This is a genomic window from Thioflexithrix psekupsensis (assembly GCF_002149925.1).
GTDB classification, from domain to species: Bacteria; Pseudomonadota; Gammaproteobacteria; order Beggiatoales; family Beggiatoaceae; genus Thioflexithrix; species Thioflexithrix psekupsensis.
In genome coordinates, this window is record NZ_MSLT01000006.1 from 88,894 (window position 1) to 108,160 (window position 19,267).

Sequence of the window (19,267 nt, forward strand, 5' to 3'; positions counted from 1 at the left end):
AAAGTATCAATTTAACTTAGATTGCCACATTTGTTGTGGATTAAATAACATGCTGGCGATTAAACTCAATAATACCATCATACTAAATGCAATTAAACCCACACCAATATGAATCGTCACCAAATCACCCATTTTAATAAATGCCACCAATATCGCCACCAACATTACATCCAACATACCCCAACGCCCTAATAATTCTACAATATGATACATTGAGGCTTTATGATGATGTTGCATCATAAAACTGTTTAAAGAAAGCATAAATAAAGTGCTTAATTTAAGCAAAGGCAACACCATAGAAAAAATAAAAATCACAATGGCAATAAACCAATTGCCATTTTCTAATAAACTTAATACTCCCGTCCATAAACTATTCTCATGGCGATGTCCCAATTGCTCCACACTCATAATCGGCAATAAAATAGCAGGCAAATAAAACAATAAAGCCGCCGCGCTTAAACTGGCAACCCAATATTGTTTTTCTGGTAAGGTTTTTATTTTTAACACCGTTCCACAGCGACAACAGCGAATTCGCTGCCGTTTATAAATCAATTCAGGCACTTGTTGAATTAAACCACAACAAGGACAACTGGTTAAATGATCTTGATGATGAGGCATTGCGATTTATCTCTCCAGAAACCAAAATAGCAGAATAAACCTAAAAATAATACTACGACAACTTCCACTGCCCTTTGCTAGCGACATTCTTTGTGAATCGGTACAATAGCGCAAGTATTTGTCCTAAACGGCATCGTTAGTTTAAGGCATGAGCCTTTATTTTTCTCAACTGTTGATGATTAAACACGCATGATCACAAAACTTTTCACCAAATTATTTGGCAGTCGCAATGATCGCCAAGTGAAACGACTTTTTAAAATTGTTGAACAAATCAACCAATTAGAACCCTCTTTACAACAATTAAGCGACCACGATTTGCAAGAAAAAACAGTGGAATTTCGCACGCGCTTGTCACAAGGTTTGCCTTTGGACGATTTGTTGCCTGAAGCCTTTGCGGTGGTACGCGAGGCTTCCAAACGGGTGCTGAATATGCGCCATTTTGACGTACAATTGATTGGCGGCATGGTGTTACACGAAGGCAAAATCGCCGAAATGCGCACGGGCGAAGGAAAAACGCTGGTGGCTACCCTGCCCGCTTATCTTAACGCTTTGACCGGTAAAGGTGTACATGTCATCACCGTCAACGATTACTTAGCGCGCCGCGATGCCGAATGGATGGGCAGAGTTTACCAGTTTCTCGGCTTAACCACGGGTGTTGTGGTGCCGGGCATGGAGCCTGAACAAAAACGCCAAGCCTATTGTGCTGATATTACCTATGGCACGAATAACGAATTCGGTTTTGATTATCTGCGCGATAATATGGCTTTTAGCGTTCAAGATCGCGTACAGCAAAAAGGGCTTAATTACGCCATTATTGACGAAGTCGATTCTATCTTAATTGACGAAGCGCGTACGCCGTTAATTATCTCTGGGCCGACTGAGGATAATTCAGATTTATATCAACGTATTAATCAACTGATTCCTCATTTAACACGCCAAGCCAAAGACCCCGAAGCTCCCAGCAAATTTGAAGAAGCCGAATATGTGCCGGGGGATTATTATGTGGATGAGAAAAGCAAGCAAGTTTTACTCAGTGATGAAGGGCATCAGAAAATTGAAGAATGGTTGATTCAAGAAGGCTTATTAAGTCCCCAAGAAAACTTATATGATGCCACCAATATCAACTTAATGCACCATGTGAATGCGGCGTTGCGGGCGCATACTTTATTCCAAAAAAACGTTGATTACATCGTCAAAGAGGATCAAATTGTCATTGTGGACGAGTTCACCGGACGCACCATGCCCGGACGACGTTGGTCAGAAGGGCTACATCAGGCCATTGAAGCCAAAGAACAGGTGAAAGTGCAAAATGAGAATCAAACCTTAGCCTCGATCACGTTCCAAAACTTATTCCGTCTTTATCGTAAACTGTCAGGAATGACCGGTACGGCTGACACAGAAGCCTATGAATTTCAAACGATTTATAACTTAGAAGTGTTAGTGATTCCCACCCATCGACCAATGATTCGTAAAGATTTAGGTGATTTGGTGTATTTAACCGCAGAAGAGAAATATGCGGCGATTTTGCAAGATATTCGTGAATGCCAACAACGCCAACAACCTGTTTTAGTGGGAACAACATCGATTGAGACTTCAGAATTGTTGTCAAAACGCTTGGTTAAAGAAAAAATCCCGCACCAAGTGTTAAATGCTAAGTTTCACGAGCAAGAAGCGCATATTATCATCAACGCCGGGCGGCCGGGTGCAGTCACCATTGCCACCAACATGGCTGGGCGCGGGACGGATATTGTGTTGGGTGGGAATTTGGAAGCAGAACTACACGCCCAAGCCGATACGCTGACTCCAGAAGTGGAACAACAACTGCGTGCTGAATGGAAAGAACGCCATGAATTGGTTTTAAAATCAGGTGGTTTACACATTATCGGTACAGAACGTCACGAATCCCGACGGATTGATAACCAGTTGCGTGGTCGTTCGGGTCGTCAGGGCGATCCGGGGTCGAGTCGCTTTTATTTGTCTTTGGAAGACAGTTTGATGCGTATTTTTGCCTCAGAGCGGGTTTCTACGCTGATGCAGAAATTAGGCATGGAATCAGGCGAGGCTATTGAACATCCTTGGGTGTCTAAAGCCATTGAAAATGCACAGCGTAAAGTGGAAGGGCGTAATTTTGATATTCGTAAGCAATTATTAGAATATGATGATGTCGCTAATGATCAACGTAAAGTGATCTATGAACAACGCAATAGTTTAATGGAAGCTGAATCAGTATTAGATACTGTTTTAGCGATTCGTGCTGATGTATTGGATAATCTAATTGATCAATATATTCCGCCGCGCAGTTTGGAAGAATTGTGGAATGTACCAGAGTTAGAACAAGCGTTAATTCAACATTTCGCCATTGAATTGCCCATTAAAGAATGGTTGGATAAAGACCCTGATTTACACGAAGAAACTTTGCGCCAACGCATTGCTGAAGCCATCGAAACGATTTATGAGAAAAAATCGCAACAAGTCGGCAACACTGTTTTACGCCATTTTGAAAAAGTGGTGATGTTGCAAGTGTTAGATACGCGCTGGAAAGAACATTTAGCGGCGATGGATTACTTACGTCAAGGGATACATTTACGCGGTTATGCGCAAAAAAATCCCAAACAAGAGTATAAACGCGAGGCTTTTGAGTTATTTTCGCGGATGTTGGAGGATTATAAGCGCGAAGTGGTGCAAATTCTTTCAAAAGTCCAAGTTCGGACGGATGAAGAAGTGGCCGCAGTGGAAGAACAACGCCGTCAAGAAGCCTTATCATCGGGTTTCCAATTCCGTCATGCTGATTTTTCGGGATTAGGCGAAGGACAAAAAGAACCCGCCGCGGCACGCCCAGACGCAGGTGCAGTCGCACAACAACCTTTTGTGCGTGACATGCCCAAAGTGGGACGCAACGATTTATGTCCGTGTGGTTCTGGTAAGAAATACAAACATTGTCATGGAAAATTAACCTAAATGGCTGTTAATCCTCTTCCTCTCAATACATTACACCCCGTGGCAGGTATTCATTTAGCCACGACCAATGCGGGTATCAAGCAAACCGTACGCGATGATCTGTTAGTCATTCAAATGCAGCATTTAGCTGCGCGAGAAGGCACGGCGGCCGCAGTGTTTACACGTAATGCGTTTTGTGCTGCGCCGGTGGTGGTGGCGCGGGAAAATGTGGCGCAGTATCGCGTGGATTACTTGTTGATCAATTCGGGCAACGCTAACGCGGGAACAGGCGAACAAGGTCTGGTCGCCGCTCGCGCCACGTGTCAGGCGATAGCCGAACAACAAGGCTGTGATCCGCGGTCGGTATTGCCTTTTTCTACGGGTGTCATCGGGCAGCCTTTGCCCGTATCGAAAATTGTAGCCGCTTTGCCTAAAGCCTTGTCCAATTTGCAGCCCGCAAATTGGGAAGCGGCAGCCAAAGCGATTATGACTACGGATACATTGCCCAAAGGTGTATCTCATCAATTTTCACTGCAAAATCAGTTGGTTACAATAACGGGTATTGCTAAAGGGGCGGGGATGATTCGCCCTGACATGGCCACGATGTTGTCGTTCATTGCCACTGATGTTGCATTACCTAAAAATTTATTGCAGCAGAGTTTACAGCAAGCTGTCGAAGCCAGTTTTAACCGCATTACCATTGACGGTGATACATCAACCAATGATGCGTGTGTTCTATTTGCCACGGGACACAGTGGGGTGGTGTTGGAACATGCGGATGATTCGGATTACGCTATTTTTCTGGATCAACTGACACAAGTGTGTCGAAAATTGGCACAAGCCATTGTACGCGATGGCGAAGGCGCGACTAAATTTATCACCGTCGATGTTTCGGGCGGCGCAAATGAGGCAGAATGTTTAGCCGTCGCCTACAGTGTAGCCCATTCGCCCTTAGTAAAAACGGCATTTTTCGCCAGCGATGCCAATTGGGGGAGAATTCTCGCGGCAATCGGTCGGGCAGGTTTAAGTGATTTAGCGATTGAACGCGTACAAATTGATCTCAATGACGTAGCAATTGTCAGACAAGGCGGAGTCGCTGCGAGCTACACCGAAGCCCAAGGCCAAGCCGTCATGCAACACAGCGAAATCACTATTCATATCGATCTCGGCCGTGGCACGCACCGAGAACAAGTCTGGACTTGCGATTTTTCTCATGATTATGTGAGCATTAACGCGGATTATCGGACGTGATAAGAAGGGTGTAAGGCAGTAAAGATGTAAAGTTCAGGGATGGCAAGAGTTTTGACTGCCATCCCTCTTTTCTTGTGCCAGTGATCATTCAAAAATTTTACTATATTTATTCTTGCAAGTCGTTTATTTTAAGACGTTTTTAAAACAAGTTTATGAGGATTTTTACACCGCTTATAATCCTAAAGATGCCGATAAATTAGGCATTGTTTATACGCCACAAGAAGCGGCGCGTTTTATTATTTCGGGTTGTGATTGGTTGGCACGGGAGCATTTTGATAAGTTTTTGATTGATAAGGATTTAGATATTTTAGACCCTTGCATGGGAACGGGAACTTTTATTATTGATTTATTGGATTTTTGGCGCGGTCAACAGAAGGATTTAATGCGTAAATTTGCGCAGGAAGTTCATGCCAATGAAGTGTCTATTTTGTCTTATTATATTGCGTGTTTAAATATTGAACAAACTTTTTATGATATAACGAATCAATGGCAGGAATTTAAGGGCTTATGTTTCGTTAATACATTGGATAATGTCGGCTTTAGTAAACGCATCGCTACGACCGTTAATTTCTTTTCTAATAATAATTCACGGTCAAAAAGTCTGGCTTGATTGCCTAACATCGGGTCTTGCAAAGAATACCAACCCGCTGTGTCAACGCCTTCAAACATTTTTGTTTTTTCTAAATAAAAAATATTCCCGTCTCTATAAACGCCATTAAACTCAATAAGCCCTTGTGCCAATAAAACCACATATCCCTGTGGTAATAAAGTGGCAATTATATCGCCATTATTCGGGTCTTTAATGGATAAAGAATCCACCGTATAGCGGGGACGGCTTCCATACTTGAGTTTACACTCATGGCGCGAGGCTTCTAATTCTTTGGGTAGCCAATTTTGGATTTGTGATAAAAAATTATCGACGCGCTTAATATAAATTTTCTCTCTTTCTTCAAGTTTTATCTTTCTAGGTTTCTCTGTTGCATTCACGGCCATTTTTAAGGTTCTCCTAAAAAAATAAATATCCCTACCACTGATACGACACCCCCGTTCTAATTGACAAAATTTGTTCGGAGATATTAAAGTCTAAATCCTCAAAATTTTTATAATAATAATCGTGACGAATTAAAGATAAATCATAAGATAAACGTGGAGTAATATGCGTTTTCCAGCGAATCCCCAAACTCGTACCCGACGCATCACCACGACCGTGACGGATTTGTTGGGATTCGTCATATTGGGCGCGTAAGTGCGCATAAGCCGCACTGAATGACAACAAATGATTGTCCGCAATCGCCCAGCCGCCGCCCGCACCCACGTAAAAACCACGCCCTTCCAAACTCACCTCGCTCCCAATCGCAATGGCTGTGGGCGGCGCGACAATTCGGGTTTCCCCGTATTTGTAACCTGCAAAAAGACTGATCGATTCATTCATGCCATAACCCACAGAAACAGCCGCATCTTGCCGCTCAAAATACGCAGTACCTGTGGGTGAAGGTTCTTTGCCTGACGTGGTATTTTTTTCCGCACTCAGATCGACGTATAAACGCCCATAAGTCGCGGTTAAGCCCACGCCCAGCGAATATAAATTATTGTCAATGCCGCCGCGGCCGACTGAGTATTCAAAATAACGGTAAGAAGCGAATACATTAGGCGTTAGACTTAACTCGCTCGCCTGCGCCACACCACAAAACAGTAGAACTGTTAAAAAATAAGGTTTCATAGTGGAATCAATGTCAATGCGGCTGTTGACTGTCTTGCCAACGGTCTGAAAGCAAGCGCAGATAACGCACCAACGCCGCTCCGTGACACACCACACCCACTTGATCTTGATAATGCGCCAATTGATGAATAGGCATTTGTTCTAAGTGCATCACGGGCGGGAGACGTTGAATTTCAATTTCAACTTGTCGCAAATAAATAGGTTCTACTTCATCACAAGTGATACCGACAGGATAGGCACTGTCTTTCAGCAAAATAAAGTATTCTCGATTTTCGGGTAAGTCTGTCAACAATTGCAATTTATTAGAAAGGCAAAAAATCGGACATTCCTGCCCGTGACCAAACCAACCAATCGCCCCCAACGGAGAGCGTAAAGGATGAATGTCACTGATGATTTCCACAGAACTGACCTCATCTTGTGGCACAAACAGATTCAAGCCGTCAAATTGCGTCAGTACATAACGCTCATAAATGTCATAAGCACGAAGATCGGTGATATTGACCACGGTTACATTTTTCCTGCCAAGCCTTTATCAATCAAATCAAGCAGTTCTGTGTCTTGATAGGGTTTAGTTAAATACGCAGAAACGCCTGCGCTGCGGGCTTGTTCGCGGTGTTTTTCTGTGGTACGCGAGGTGATCATGAAAATAGGCATGGTCTTTGTTGTTGGATTGGCGCGCACGTGAGACGTGAGTTCTAACCCGTTCATGCGTGGCATTTCCATGTCCACTAGCATCACATTGGGTTTATTTTGGCTCATGACTTCAATGGCTTCCACGCCATCTTTTGCCAGTAACACTTCAAAACCCGCATCTTCCACCAAAATCGATAACGATTTACGCACGCTCAATGAGTCATCCACAATCAATACTTTTGGAATACCTTGCGGAGTTGCGGCCAAATTGTGCGGATCAAGCCCTTGTTCAGCCATGTAACTGTTCATTGCCGCTTGCATCGGCGAACGCAGCAATTGCGGTAAATCCAATAAGGGGACAAGACTACCATCACCGAGAATGGACGCACCCGCAACCCCGTGAATATTTTTCACGTATTTGCCCATGTTTTTCATGACCAAATCATGGGTATCGAGTAATTCATCTACAATCACCGCGGTCACGCCTGTTTCCTCATGCACAAGGACGATAGGACGGTGTTCATAGCCTTCAATACTGGGTTTATCACCGGCCACACCCAGTAAATCGGCCAATGATTTCAGCGAGTACATGTGTTTGCCCATTTTCAAGGTGACTTCATCGCCGACGCGGTGAAATTCGCTGACTCCTGCGGCCAGGGCTTGTTCTAAGTGGTTGGTGGGAATACCGTAGCGATTTTGTCCCACACGCACCAGCAATACGTGTACCGTCACCAACGACATGGGCAGTTTGATCAACATTTGCGTGCCGTGACCCGTTTCGGAAATGATGTCTAATGTGCCTTTCATTTCTCGAATATTAGTGTGTACCACGTCCATGCCCACACCACGCCCAGACACTTGCGTTACGCCTGATTTGGTGGAAAATCCTGACATGAGAATTAAACGCGCCAATTCAGGTTCGCTGAGTTCTTGCGTTTCGGTGATGAGACCGCGTTGAATTGCGGTATAACGAATGTTGGTGTAATTCAGTCCTGCACCATCATCTTTACAACTCACCACGATATTATTCCCTTCGCGGTAAAATTTCAGTTCAATACGCCCCGATTCATCTTTACCGAGAATAGCGCGTTCGTCGGCAGGTTCAATACCGTGGTCAATGGAATTCCGCAGAATGTGCATCAATGGATCGCCCAGTTTGTCGAGTACATCGCTGTCGATCATGATGTCCGTACCGAGAACGTCCAATTCAGCTTTTTTCCCCGTAGCGCGACAGGTTTGGCGCACGTTACGCTGTAGTTTTGACACAATCGTGGCCACAGGCACCATGCGCGTGGTCATAATGGTGGCTTGGAATTCTTTATTCAGCCGCTCTTGTTGAATAAACATACTTTCCAATTCGGCCAAATCCGTGCGAATGGAAACGGCTAATTCGCGGGAGTCCGCGATGGACTCGATAAAGCTGTGGGCGACGCTGTGTAATTCGTTATATTCTTCAAACTCTAAGGGGTCAAAATCTTCGTCAAATTCAGCCGTTTCTGCATAACGGGTTTCTACTCCCGTGATTCCGCGCACGTCCACCAGATTTTCTAATTCAAACGTTTTACGTTGTAAAATCATACTTTGGTCGATCAACAACCGCGTACTGCCCGTGACATGGCGTAAACGTTCCTGAATTTGTCCCGCAGCAATTGATAATTCTCCAACTAAACGCATGAGGTCATCAACCGTTCGCGTGGGAACGCGCAAGAATTGTTCGGGAGAACCCGCGGCGACTGCTCCGCCTGCGTCTTGGGTTTTTTCTTCGGTGGTGGCGGCTTCGGTTTTTTTCGCTTTGGGTGCGGCGGCGGGTTTGCTGCCTCCCGCAGAAGCGGCAGCGGCGGGCGGAGCGTTTAACTTGCCTTTGTCGATCTGATTCGCCCAGTCTAACACCGATTGTAAGACTTGTAAGGCATTATCAGGCGGATCGTCTTGTCCTGTCAGCGCGTCCACCATGCTTTCTAAACAGTCGGCGGCGGCCACCATGGTATCAGTGAGTTCTTTGGGTGGCGTGACTCGTTTTTGCGCCAAATATTCCAGTGTGTCTTCAAGGTGATGCGCAATATTGGCAATGCCCTTGATACCAATAATATTCGATGAACCCTTGAGCGTGTGCGCAATCCGTTGGGCGCGTTCAATATCTGGCACTTGCGGATCGGCAATAATATTTTGAATCACTTCAGAAAAGTCCGCGGCATGTTGCGGCACTTCCTGCAAATAGGCTTCTAACAGCTCACGATTGACATCACCGGGTATGGTGAGTAAAACATCTTCGGGTTTGGCTTCGGTTTGACGCGCATAGGCCGCGGCTTCTTCTTCGCTTTCTTCAACCGTAGAACCTTGCATCAATTGATTGAGCAAATGGTGTGCGGTGTCATCGGATAAAGGACGCGCCCATTCGGGTTCACGGAAATTATTAACCAGTGCCACCACGTGTTCTTGGGGAGATTGTAAATAGGCCATGATTTGTTCTGGCCATAATTCCAACCATTTTTTCGCTTTTTGTCGTGCGGCTTTGTCTTTTTCGCCCAATTGGCGCACATTTTCAGATAAGAAAATACAAACGCTCTGCAACCCTTCCAAACCTAACATTTCGGCCGCAGTGTGTAAGCGCATGATAATGTCGGTGTAATTTTCGGTGGCTTCGGCAAAACCAGGGGCGTTACTCTCTAAACTGAGATAAATCGCCATTTGTTCGGCTAATTCATCTTTAGACTCTTGTAATTCGCCCGTTAAAATTTCTAAGGCTTCCGCACTGCCTAAAGACACTTCACCGCTGCTGTCAACAGCGAGTTCAGAGGGTGGCTCACGTTCACTGTCATCTTCCTCTTCGGCTTCGCTTTCGCTTTCGTTGTCAGCAGTGGGCGCGTAGGCGGATTCGGTAGCCAGTTGGGTTTCGTAAGCGGCTCTTTGTTCTACAGAACTGGAGGGCTGCGTTAAAAGCGCGTGCAAATGTTGGGTTTGTGCTGCGTCTAGGGGTTGTGGCCACTCCGCCGCTTGTAAGTGCGCTAATAGCGGTTGTACACCTGTCAGCGGTTGACTCAAGTAGTCTAATACGAGCGATGGCCATGCCGCTAAGTAAGGGCGCAAGGTGTTGCGTTGTTCTACGCTTTGCGCACCCATCGCCATTAAATTGTCGTTGACAAAGGTACAAACTTCTTGTAATCCCTGAAGCCCAGCCATGTCAGCCGCATCCCAAAGGGCTTGCACTTGGTTGGTGTAGTTTTCTATGGCTTCTAAAAGGGCGGGGTTTTCGGTTTCCATCGCTACGCATTCCTCAAGGGCTGCCGTGAGTTCCGGCATCATGTCGTTAAGTTGCTCCCGCACAAGGTCTAAAGTCTCTGGTGCGGCTAGGATAAATTCGGTTTGGGGTTGGCTGGCCACGTTTTGGCGCGGTGTGGGCAGTAAATTATCACGCCATGTGGGAACATCTTCTGCGTCAAGTGGCTGCGGCCAACGCGAGTCTTGTAAGTGTTCTAGTAACGCCGTCGCACCAGACACGGGAGACTCCAGATAATTCTGCACGTTTGTCAGCCAATCGGCAAATATTCCTTTGCGTTCGGCGCGCTGCGGTGTGTCAAAACTGGCAAGTAACATCACGTTGTCATTGATATGACTACAGATGTTTTGTAATCCTGTGAGTCCGGCCATGTCAGCCGTTTCCCATAAACCTTGTACACTCTCCGTATAAGTCGCCGCCGCCGTGAGTAATTCGTCGCCTTCGCTGGTCAGTAATTGTTCTAATAATTCATTGGTTTGTTCTTGTGTATCCACCACTTGACCAATAACCAGTGATAACGTGTCTGGATCGGCGAGTTGCACGATCAGTTCAGGTTCTGATTCGGGTAAGGATGCGGTGACGGATAGATCGCTGGTTGGCGTGAGTTGTTGTTGTAATTCTTCGGCAGCGGTGTCGTCTAAGGGTGAAGGCCACGCGGGGTGTTGTAATTGTTTGACCAGTGCCTGAATACTGTCAGCGGTGGTTTGTTCTAAGTAAGCCAGTAAATAGCCCGGCCACTCGGCAAATAATTGTTGTGTTTCTTCTGCAATGTCGCCTTCTTCGGCCGCCAAACCCATGATGTTATTGTTGGCAAATTCGCATACGGCTTGAACGCCCGTTAATTTTGCCATATCAGCCACATCCCACAAGGCTTGGACTTGTTCGGTGTAGGCTTCGGCTAAGGCGAATTTATCGGTGTCGGCAGTGGGTTGGGTTAAATTGACACGCAGTTCTTCTAAAGATTCGGTGCTGTCGATCAGTTGTCCGATAATGAGTTGTAAGGTATCGGGATCGGTGAGGGTCAGTACCGCTGTGTGAGCAGGTTCTGGTGCTTCTGCGGGAGCAAATGGGTGTGACTGTTCCTCAGGGGTCTCGTCAAGCGGTAAATCGATATTTTGCCCTTGTGTTAATCGGGATAAAAGGGCGTGGGCTTGTTCTGATTTCAAAGGCATCGGCCAAGCCACATGGGTTAAGTGCTTGACCAATAAAGGCGCGGCAATGTGGGGCTGCTGCAAATAGTGTTGCAACAGGGACGGCCACGCCGACAAGTAAGGCCCCGCCGCACGACGGATCGCATAGCCATGCGTGCTGAGTTCAAAAAAGTTGTCATTGATGAACTGGCACACGTTGGTAATGCCTGCGATTTGGGCGCGTTCGCTGGCATCGCTGATGGCTTGGACGTTGTCGGTATACTGCTCTACGGATTCTAATAGGGCTTCGCTGTCATCCTCGGCGGATAAAAATTTATGTGTGGCTTTTTCTAGTTCAGCCATCGCCTCTGCAATTTCTTGACGCAGCACATCTAAGGTATTGGCATCGGTAAGTGACCAATCGCTTTCGTTGGTTGTGATGTCGGATTCGTTTGATGGGGCGATTGCTTCGGGGAGTTCGTCGAGTTCTCCTAATGTTTCTGAGTCTTCTAACGCTCCTAATGCGTCAAGTTCACCCAATTCGCTTAGGGCTTCTGAGGCTTCTAATGCTTCTAACGCATCGAGTTCACCCAATTCTTCCAGTGCTTCTGAGGCTTCTAGTGTTTCGGGTTCATCTTCATTAGGAGACGCGAGTTCATCGGTTAATTCTTCTGTGATTTCTGCCGTTTCTAAGGGGTCTGTCTCATTGGAATCGTCGATGAATGGATCGTTGTCATTTTCCAGTGTTGATTCTGGTGGGGGAAAATCGGCAATGTCGTTTTGTTCTGTTTCTTGTTCTAATAACAGCGATTCGGAGAATAATGGCAGATCGATTTCTGCATCGTCAGCAGATTCGTTTGTCAATTCGTCTGACGTGTCGTCTTGGGTCACGTCTGTCGCGGGCAGATTTGGCGTAACGGTGGCGTTTTCCGAAGCCAAAGCCGTGTCATCATCAATGAAAGCATCGCCTAAATCGGCACGAATAAAATTGTAATTTTGTTCGATCTGTTGGTTGATGTAATCATCATCAAGATCGTCAAGATCGTCGAGTTCATCAAGATCGTCGAATTCGTTTGTAGGTTCTGCTGGGGGGGTTCTATTTTCTGGCGGCGCAGGTTTTACAACAACAGCACGGGTCGCCACAGGAGTCACCGCCGTCACTACGGAAACCACTTTGGTAGCAGAAGAGGTGGGACGACTTGGGGTGTATTCAATTTTAGAAACGATGGTTTCTTGAATCAGTTGTTTTTGTAACGCTTCGGCTTTTTCTGGTGTTAAGGGTTGTGGCCATTGGGGATGTTGTAACTGTTTAATGAGATGGGGCGCGCTTTCGCGGGGCGTTTGCAAGTAATCCAATAGCAAATGGGGCGTTTGTGCCAGAAGATCGTGCGCGGCAAAACGGGTGGTTTGGCTTTGCGCACTCAATTCAAAAAAATTATCATTGATAAGCGTGCAAACCTCTTGCACACCTTTGAGTTGTGCGGCCTCCGCTAATTCCCACAGCCCTTGAATATGATTTGTATAATATTCTACGGCATTTAAGAAATCTTCACTGTCTTCGTCTTGCGTGACAAATTGTTGTAAATTTTGCGCTAATTCGTCGCTGATACTGACAATGTGGTTGGATAATTGCTCGAATTTGTTGCGCGTGAGGCGACGATTGACATCTTCCTCGTGGTTTTCAGAGCTGGAAATATCCGTTTTTTCTGGCGTGAGCAACTGCTCATCCAGCATGAGGTGTTCTTGACTGGGGTCGGCAAAAGACACTTCGTCAATCAGTGCGTCCAATTGTTCGTCGGGTAAAATGACGGGAAGGTCGTTTAGCCCTTCGTCGTGAAGGTCGGCGGTGTCGTCATGCTCAAGGAGGTCTTCAATGGAGTGTTCCTCTTCGGCAGGCCAGTATTTTTGCAGATCGATGTCGTCGAAGACGAGATCGTCTAGTACACGGTTTGATTCTGAGGAATCAAGAGAAAGATTGACATGGGGGGTGTCATCTTCTTTTTCTGTGCTTTCCTCGGTGTCTGCTAATGCAGGCATGTCAAGTTCTGGCCGTGTAGGCATGTCTTCTTCTAGTAAATCATCAACTTGTGCATGAAATAATTTTTCGCTGAAGGCCTCCTCTGCGGCGTTATTTTCTGTTTGTGCTTCTTCGGCTTGTGCGAGAGACAACAGTTTTTCATGCGCGTCATTGGGCATTTCTAGTTCAGGCACCGCCCGCGCCTCTTCCCAATCCAGTTCGGAATCTTCTTTGGCAAGAAGTAATTCGTTGGGGGCTTCTTCGGCTAATGTGTCTAAATCGGTCTCTAGCAGTAAAATATTGTCGGTGGGGATTGGGGGAGAATCCTCTGTGAGCGGGGGATGCTCTAAATGGGTGATGTCTTCGGCCAGTTCTTCACTGAGACCGATTGACTCGTGATCATTAAATAAGCCTGTGGCTTGAAGCAGACGCAAACGCACCCGCTCATCTTCTGGAGAAACCAAATAATGACTGATATGCTGCGGCCAGCGTTCCATATCGCGGCAGCGTGCTAGGCGGGGAGTGATTTCTGAGGGAAATTCAGACAGTTGGTTTTGCATCCGCAGGCAAATTTTTTGAAGGGCGTGCAGACGCAAGCGATCCGCAGACGCTTCAAGCTGTTGCAAGTAGTGTTGGGCTTGGTGTAAGGCGTGTTGCTGCGCGGCGGTATCGCTGTCAACATCCGCCAACGTCGCCAGTGCGTCGTATAGTTGATGAGACTCAGCGGCGAGGTGTTGCTGTAAATTTTCCAAGTATTCCGATTTGAACATGTCTCTTATCCCTAACTCACCTGACGTGGTCTAACCTATTCTTATCTCGTTATCTCGTTTTACCTCATTCCCACATGCCATGTGGGAATGCCGTCTTGACGCGCCGCGTCATGAACCCACATCGTTATTCTTGTTGATACTCGACGTGGCACGTCGTGACTGCGTTCCCACATGGTGTGGGAACGAGATGCAATGAGATGCAATTCAAACCGCACCAAGCCGCTTTCCTCTATATATTCCCACATGGCATGTGGGAACAAGATAAACGAGATAAATGCGGGAACGAGATAAGTTCCCTTGAGAATGCGCAATGAGGACAATGAGCCATTCTTCTCGCTACAACGACGGCAATTTGAACACGCGAATCGAATCAATGAGTTGTTTTGAATAATCCACTAAGCGGTCAGTTTGCACGGCCTGTTCTTCTAACTGCTTACCCGTCTCTTGGGTACTCATTTGAATGGTTTGGGCGCGTTCGCGTAACTCGTTACTGATTTGTGCCTGTTGCCGTGAAGCCATCGCAATTTGTTCTACCACTTGTACCAAGTTAGCCGTGGTGTTTTGCGTCTCTTTCATCTGTTCCCCTGCGCGTTCGGCAAGGCGAGACCCTTCAATCACCTGTTGAATGGTTCTGTCCATCGTGGCAATCGTGTCGTTGGTTTCAAGCTGAATGTTTTTCACCAAGGCAGAAATCTGTGATGTCGCGTTACGGGAACTTTCAGCCAAACGTTGTACTTCGTCAGCAACCACCGAGAACCCCCGCCCTGCTTCCCCTGCGGCTGCCGCTTGCATGGAGGCGTTTAAGGCGAGTACGTGTGTCCGTTCTGCGATGTTGTTAATGATGTCCACGATAGAGCTAATTTCTTGCGAACGTTCGCCTAAGCGTTTAATCCGTTTTTCCGTTTCGTGAATGGTTTCCCGAATTTCACCCATCCCGTCCACCGTACTGGTTACCGTTGCCAACGCGGTTTGGGTGGAGCGTGTGGCTTGGGTGGCGATTTCGTTACACGATTGCGCGACTTCGGCAATTTTATTCATGGCTTCGGCGGCGGCGGATAATTCGGCCATCGTGGCATCTACCACTGCCCGCTCGGCTTCTGCCACTTTGGAGACGTTATCCGCCTGAATTTTCACCTGTTGCGAGGCGGATTCTACGTCATCAGTAATGCGTCGCACATTGAGCAATACCTTACTGGTTTCGGTCGCCATCTGGTTGATCGCGTCGGCTAAGGGGCCTGTTACGTCTTCGGTCACAGGCACTTGCACGGTCAAATCTCTTTGTGACAATTGGAACGAGGCTTTGAGCAGTTCAATGATTGAGTTGTTCAACATTTCGTTTTCTTTTTCCGCTTTAGCCAGAGCCGATAAGCGGTCATCTAACAAGCCGTTGAACGCATTGGACAGCGTTTCTAATTCATCGCCCGTTTGAATTTCAGCACGTGCGGTAAAGTCACCCTCTGCCACTCGCGTCACGATCTGTTCTAGCTGTGAAATCGGTTTGGCAATTCGTCCAAAGAAGAATAACCCCACAATCCCCCCGAAAATCAATACGATCACCGCAACAGGAATAGAACCACGGGTAATTTCAGCGTTTAAGGCTTGCAAGCGTTCCAATGATTCTAATTCTTGCAAATCCGAGAAGATAAACCATTGCAATCCATGCACATCAATGGGGGCGTAAGCCGACAGTACAAACTCACCGCGGTAATCTTCGTAAAGGTCAAATCCAGTGACTCCTGATGCAGCGGCACGGGTACCGGGGTTGTCTACAATCATGAGGCCTACGGTGGTGTCTTTGGTTTCAATATTGGCAATAACCTCTGTGGGCAAACCCGTGCGTTCAATGGAGATCAAAAAGCCTTCTTTGTCTTCCACCATCATACGGCTGTCATTGCGCATCGTGCCGTCGGCAGCCACAATGTAAGTTTCGCCCGTTCTCCCTGATTCATCGGGTCGCCACGCTCGTCCGTAGGTCATGATGTCGTTGATACGGTGAATGGGCAATTGGAAAATCAACACGCCAATTTTACGATCTCGACGGTCAAAAATCGGTACGGCAAGGAAAGCCGCTTGCGCATCGTAAGCAGGAAAGTAAGCCGTAAAATCCACCAACACATATTGGTCAGGACTGGTAAATTGACTGGCTTGCTCAAAAGCCATGCCCAAACCCGTTTTAGCAAAGGGGCCATCGGTCAGAGAGGTGGCAAATTCGATGTTTTTTAATACAGAATAAACCACATTTCCCGTCGTCACGTCCACCAAAAACAAGTCCTGCACATCGAATCGCCGTTGGAAGGCGTTGAAAATCGGGTGGTATTTTCGATGCAATTTGGTATAAGCCGTTTGTTCGGGTGCGGCAAAATACTCTTCCTTCGTCCCAATGGGATTGGGGTTATTGGCAATATAATTGTACTGCAAAGCCGTGGCGTTATCCGAGAGTTGACTTAAAATGGGATTTAAGTCAGGCATGGGATTGGCGTTGGCTAATTCGTATTCTTCTGTAAAATGCGTGGTATAATATTCTTCTACTGCTTCGCGGTAGTCGTCAATGGGGACTTCTTTGGGCGGTGAAGGCCCCTCTTCAGGACTGGCCGCTAAGTCGCGTAAATAACGTGGATAGGCTTTAGCAAACAAACTCATCGCGTCGATCACAGTTTCTGATCCCGCGTACATCTGAATTTGGTTGATTGCCTGCGAAAAATAATCTTCTACTTGGGCTTTTTTGGTGTCTCGAATCGCACTAATGTGACTTTGCGCCGATTCGGTCAAGGCTTGTTGACCCAAGGTGGCGGCAATTCCCCCCGTAAAATAGGCGGTAATCACCACTGGGATCACCGCAAGAAACGCCGACCCAAGAAACATTTTTTGACGAAGTTTCATCGTAGTTAATCTCCGTAGGGCGCAGCGCACTGCCCCAGTCGCCATCACTAAAAATAAACAGGTCTAAAAACCTTATCTCTTTTTTTATACTGCCACACGGGTGGCTAAAGATTCAAAAAATCCTTTGTGTTCAAAATTAAACCACACCTCCCCATTTTTTTCATAGGCCACCGTGGCAAACGGCTTGATGGCCGCAGGCAACGGCGGAATCGTTTCTAAGCGATCCAAAGCGGTCAGCGCAATGTGAATCGGCAAATCATCAATCACAATTCCACCCGCCTCTTCCCCTTGTCCTAAAATTAATAACATGCGTTTTTTCTTCTCCGCGGTGCGTTCCAAACCCAAGAGTAAATTTAAATCAAACACAGGGATTAAATTACCGCGCAGGTTAATAATGCCCATCAGCCAGTGGGCGGTGTTAGGAATGGGGCAGAGTGTGACCCATTCGCGTAATTCGCTAATCGCCCGCTCCCCAATCAATAAGCCGATGTTCCCCACATGAAAGCCTAAACGTCGATTCACCTGAACGTGTGTTAAACCATGAATGCGATCATCCACTTGACGGTTGAGCGGACGGTTGAGGGCTTCACTGGGTTTTAGCCAAGCAGAAGGCAACTCGTTCATGGTGCGTTAGGTTCCCTGATGTTTGCGCACGGGGGCAATGTAGTGTTGCAGCGGGTCGGCGTTAAAGTGGAGTAACGCGGGGGTTCGCCCTGGATAAGAGACCCAATTGGTAAATTCTTCTTCGCCCATCAGGTCGTTTCTTTCGACAAAATAGCGAATGTGGCGCATGGTTTTACGAATAATCCGATCTCGGCGAATCGCCGACAAGGCAGCCGCTGGAGTCATGCTAAAGCTAATGGTGGCGATTTGGCGATCAAATTCTTCGCGGCTCATGTTGGCAATGCGTGCCATCGCTTCGAGGGTACTGGCACGGCGTGTGCCTTGCAGACGCTCCATCGTGGGAAACCAGATGGCTAACAAGGCTTGGGAAAAACCAGGATTATCAATTAAGACTTCTCGATGCACCACGATTAAATCGACAATTTCGTTGGGAATTTGGCGCGAATCGAATAGGGCAACGGCTTGGCCTTGTTGTAATAAGCGCGAGAGGTTGGGATTTTCGGTGACGACGGCATAGGCTTGTTCTGTGCCGAAGACATCGGTGATGTTGTTTTCTGGCACGTCGAGTATTTCCACGCTGTCAAAATCAATTTGTCGTCTGACCAAATAGCGTTCTAGCAAGTAGTGGCGCGAAGAGTGTGGCGTGAGGGCGATGCGTTTGCCATTCAATGAGTGGGTTGCGGTGTTGGGGACTAAGATGGCTTCATTGCCGTTGCTGTAGGCGGCAATCAAAATCACATCGGCTTCGATGTCTTGACGGACAATCTGGGCAATGGCATCGACGCTGTTTATCGAGATGGCATCAATTTCTCGCGCCATAAAGCGGTTCAGATTGACGCGATAATCGTCTTGTTCTATGCGTAGGCGTACGCGGTGGTTGGCGGAGAAATCTAGGCGATTTTCGTCTTGAGCCAGTAGCCACGGTAAGTCAACGGCACGGTTGGAGACGGCTAGGCTCAATTCGGCCACGGTGTTGTCGGTCTCTGGGGCGGCTTCTTTGGTGAGACTGAGCATTTTGGGGTCGAGTTCGCAACCTGCGATAAACAAGACTAAGCTGAGGATAAGTAGACGCATGGCGGTGATGTGTGTTGGGTATGGCATGTTTGGGAAGTCCTCGTGAGGGTGATTCATCTGATGGGGATTGGCACCGCGCCGCTAGGGGATTGGGGAGCGGTGGGTGGGTCGGTGAATCGTGTCACATTCGCTTGGAAGTTCAGCGGGGTCTAGCATAGTGAATTTTTGAGGAAATAACAAGTAAATAACGACTTAGGCTGTTTTCTTGAGAATTGACTTTAAGCGGCGTTGGACGATGGGCTGTGGGGTGAGGTTCGGTCGCGGTGGTGAGTGCGGCGGGGTGTGGCGCGGCACTCACTCATTTCTACATCGCTAGGCGGGGTTATCGCTCAGTGT

11 protein-coding genes are annotated in these 19,267 nt (G+C 47.1%); 3 read left to right on the forward strand and 8 right to left on the reverse strand.

The genetic code is table 11. The features are described 5' to 3' along the window. Positions 1–6: 6 nt before the first annotated feature. Positions 7–618: a paraquat-inducible protein A gene (locus TPSD3_RS01710; RefSeq protein WP_086486865.1), complete on the reverse strand. Its 612-nt coding sequence runs from the start codon at positions 616–618 to the stop codon at positions 7–9. A gap of 189 nt (positions 619–807) precedes the next feature. On the opposite strand from TPSD3_RS01710, the gene secA reads away from it, so the two are divergent. From secA to TPSD3_RS01725, 3 genes are all read left to right on the forward strand, one after another. Further along, entirely contained in the window at positions 808–3,576 is a 2,769-nt protein-coding gene (gene secA / locus TPSD3_RS01715) for a preprotein translocase subunit SecA (protein ID WP_086486866.1), read from the forward strand. Further along, positions 3,577–4,806 carry a bifunctional glutamate N-acetyltransferase/amino-acid acetyltransferase ArgJ gene (argJ, locus tag TPSD3_RS01720; protein ID WP_086486867.1) on the forward strand — a complete coding sequence of 410 codons (1,230 nt, stop codon included), beginning with the start codon at positions 3,577–3,579 and terminating at the stop codon, positions 4,804–4,806. 112 nt (positions 4,807–4,918) lie between these two features. Then, the gene (locus TPSD3_RS01725) at positions 4,919–5,416 is read left to right on the forward strand and encodes an N-6 DNA methylase (RefSeq protein ID WP_086486868.1); all 498 of its coding nucleotides are present in this window, start codon (positions 4,919–4,921) and stop codon (positions 5,414–5,416) included. Between the two features lie 414 nt (positions 5,417–5,830). Here the strand turns inward: TPSD3_RS01725 and TPSD3_RS01730 are convergent, their stop codons facing one another. The 7 genes from TPSD3_RS01730 to TPSD3_RS01755 all read right to left on the reverse strand — a co-directional run bounded on the left by TPSD3_RS01730 (position 5,831) and on the right by TPSD3_RS01755 (position 18,958). Continuing rightward, on the reverse strand, positions 5,831–6,526 hold the full coding sequence (locus tag TPSD3_RS01730) for a hypothetical protein (protein ID WP_086486869.1): 696 nt from the start codon (positions 6,524–6,526) through the stop codon (positions 5,831–5,833). 13 nt (positions 6,527–6,539) lie between these two features. Then, positions 6,540–7,031, reverse strand: coding sequence for a hypothetical protein (locus TPSD3_RS01735; RefSeq protein WP_086486870.1), 492 nt, complete (start codon positions 7,029–7,031; stop codon positions 6,540–6,542). Positions 7,032–7,033: 2 nt separating this feature from the next. Further along, positions 7,034–14,353, reverse strand: a complete 7,320-nt coding sequence (locus tag TPSD3_RS01740) for a hybrid sensor histidine kinase/response regulator (RefSeq protein ID WP_086486871.1) — start codon at positions 14,351–14,353, stop codon at positions 7,034–7,036. A 59-nt stretch (positions 14,354–14,412) separates the two neighbouring features. Further along, on the reverse strand, positions 14,413–14,598 hold the full coding sequence (locus TPSD3_RS17205; protein WP_176329686.1) for a hypothetical protein: 186 nt from the start codon (positions 14,596–14,598) through the stop codon (positions 14,413–14,415). A gap of 91 nt (positions 14,599–14,689) precedes the next feature. Continuing rightward, a complete protein-coding gene (locus TPSD3_RS01745; protein WP_176329687.1) occupies positions 14,690–17,233 on the reverse strand; it encodes a methyl-accepting chemotaxis protein in 2,544 nt (847 codons plus the stop codon). A gap of 84 nt (positions 17,234–17,317) precedes the next feature. Continuing rightward, on the reverse strand, positions 17,318–17,857 hold the full coding sequence (locus TPSD3_RS01750) for a chemotaxis protein CheW (protein WP_086486873.1): 540 nt from the start codon (positions 17,855–17,857) through the stop codon (positions 17,318–17,320). Positions 17,858–17,863: 6 nt separating this feature from the next. Then, entirely contained in the window at positions 17,864–18,958 is a 1,095-nt protein-coding gene (locus TPSD3_RS01755; protein ID WP_176329688.1) for an ABC transporter substrate-binding protein, read from the reverse strand. Positions 18,959–19,267: the final 309 nt, after the last annotated feature.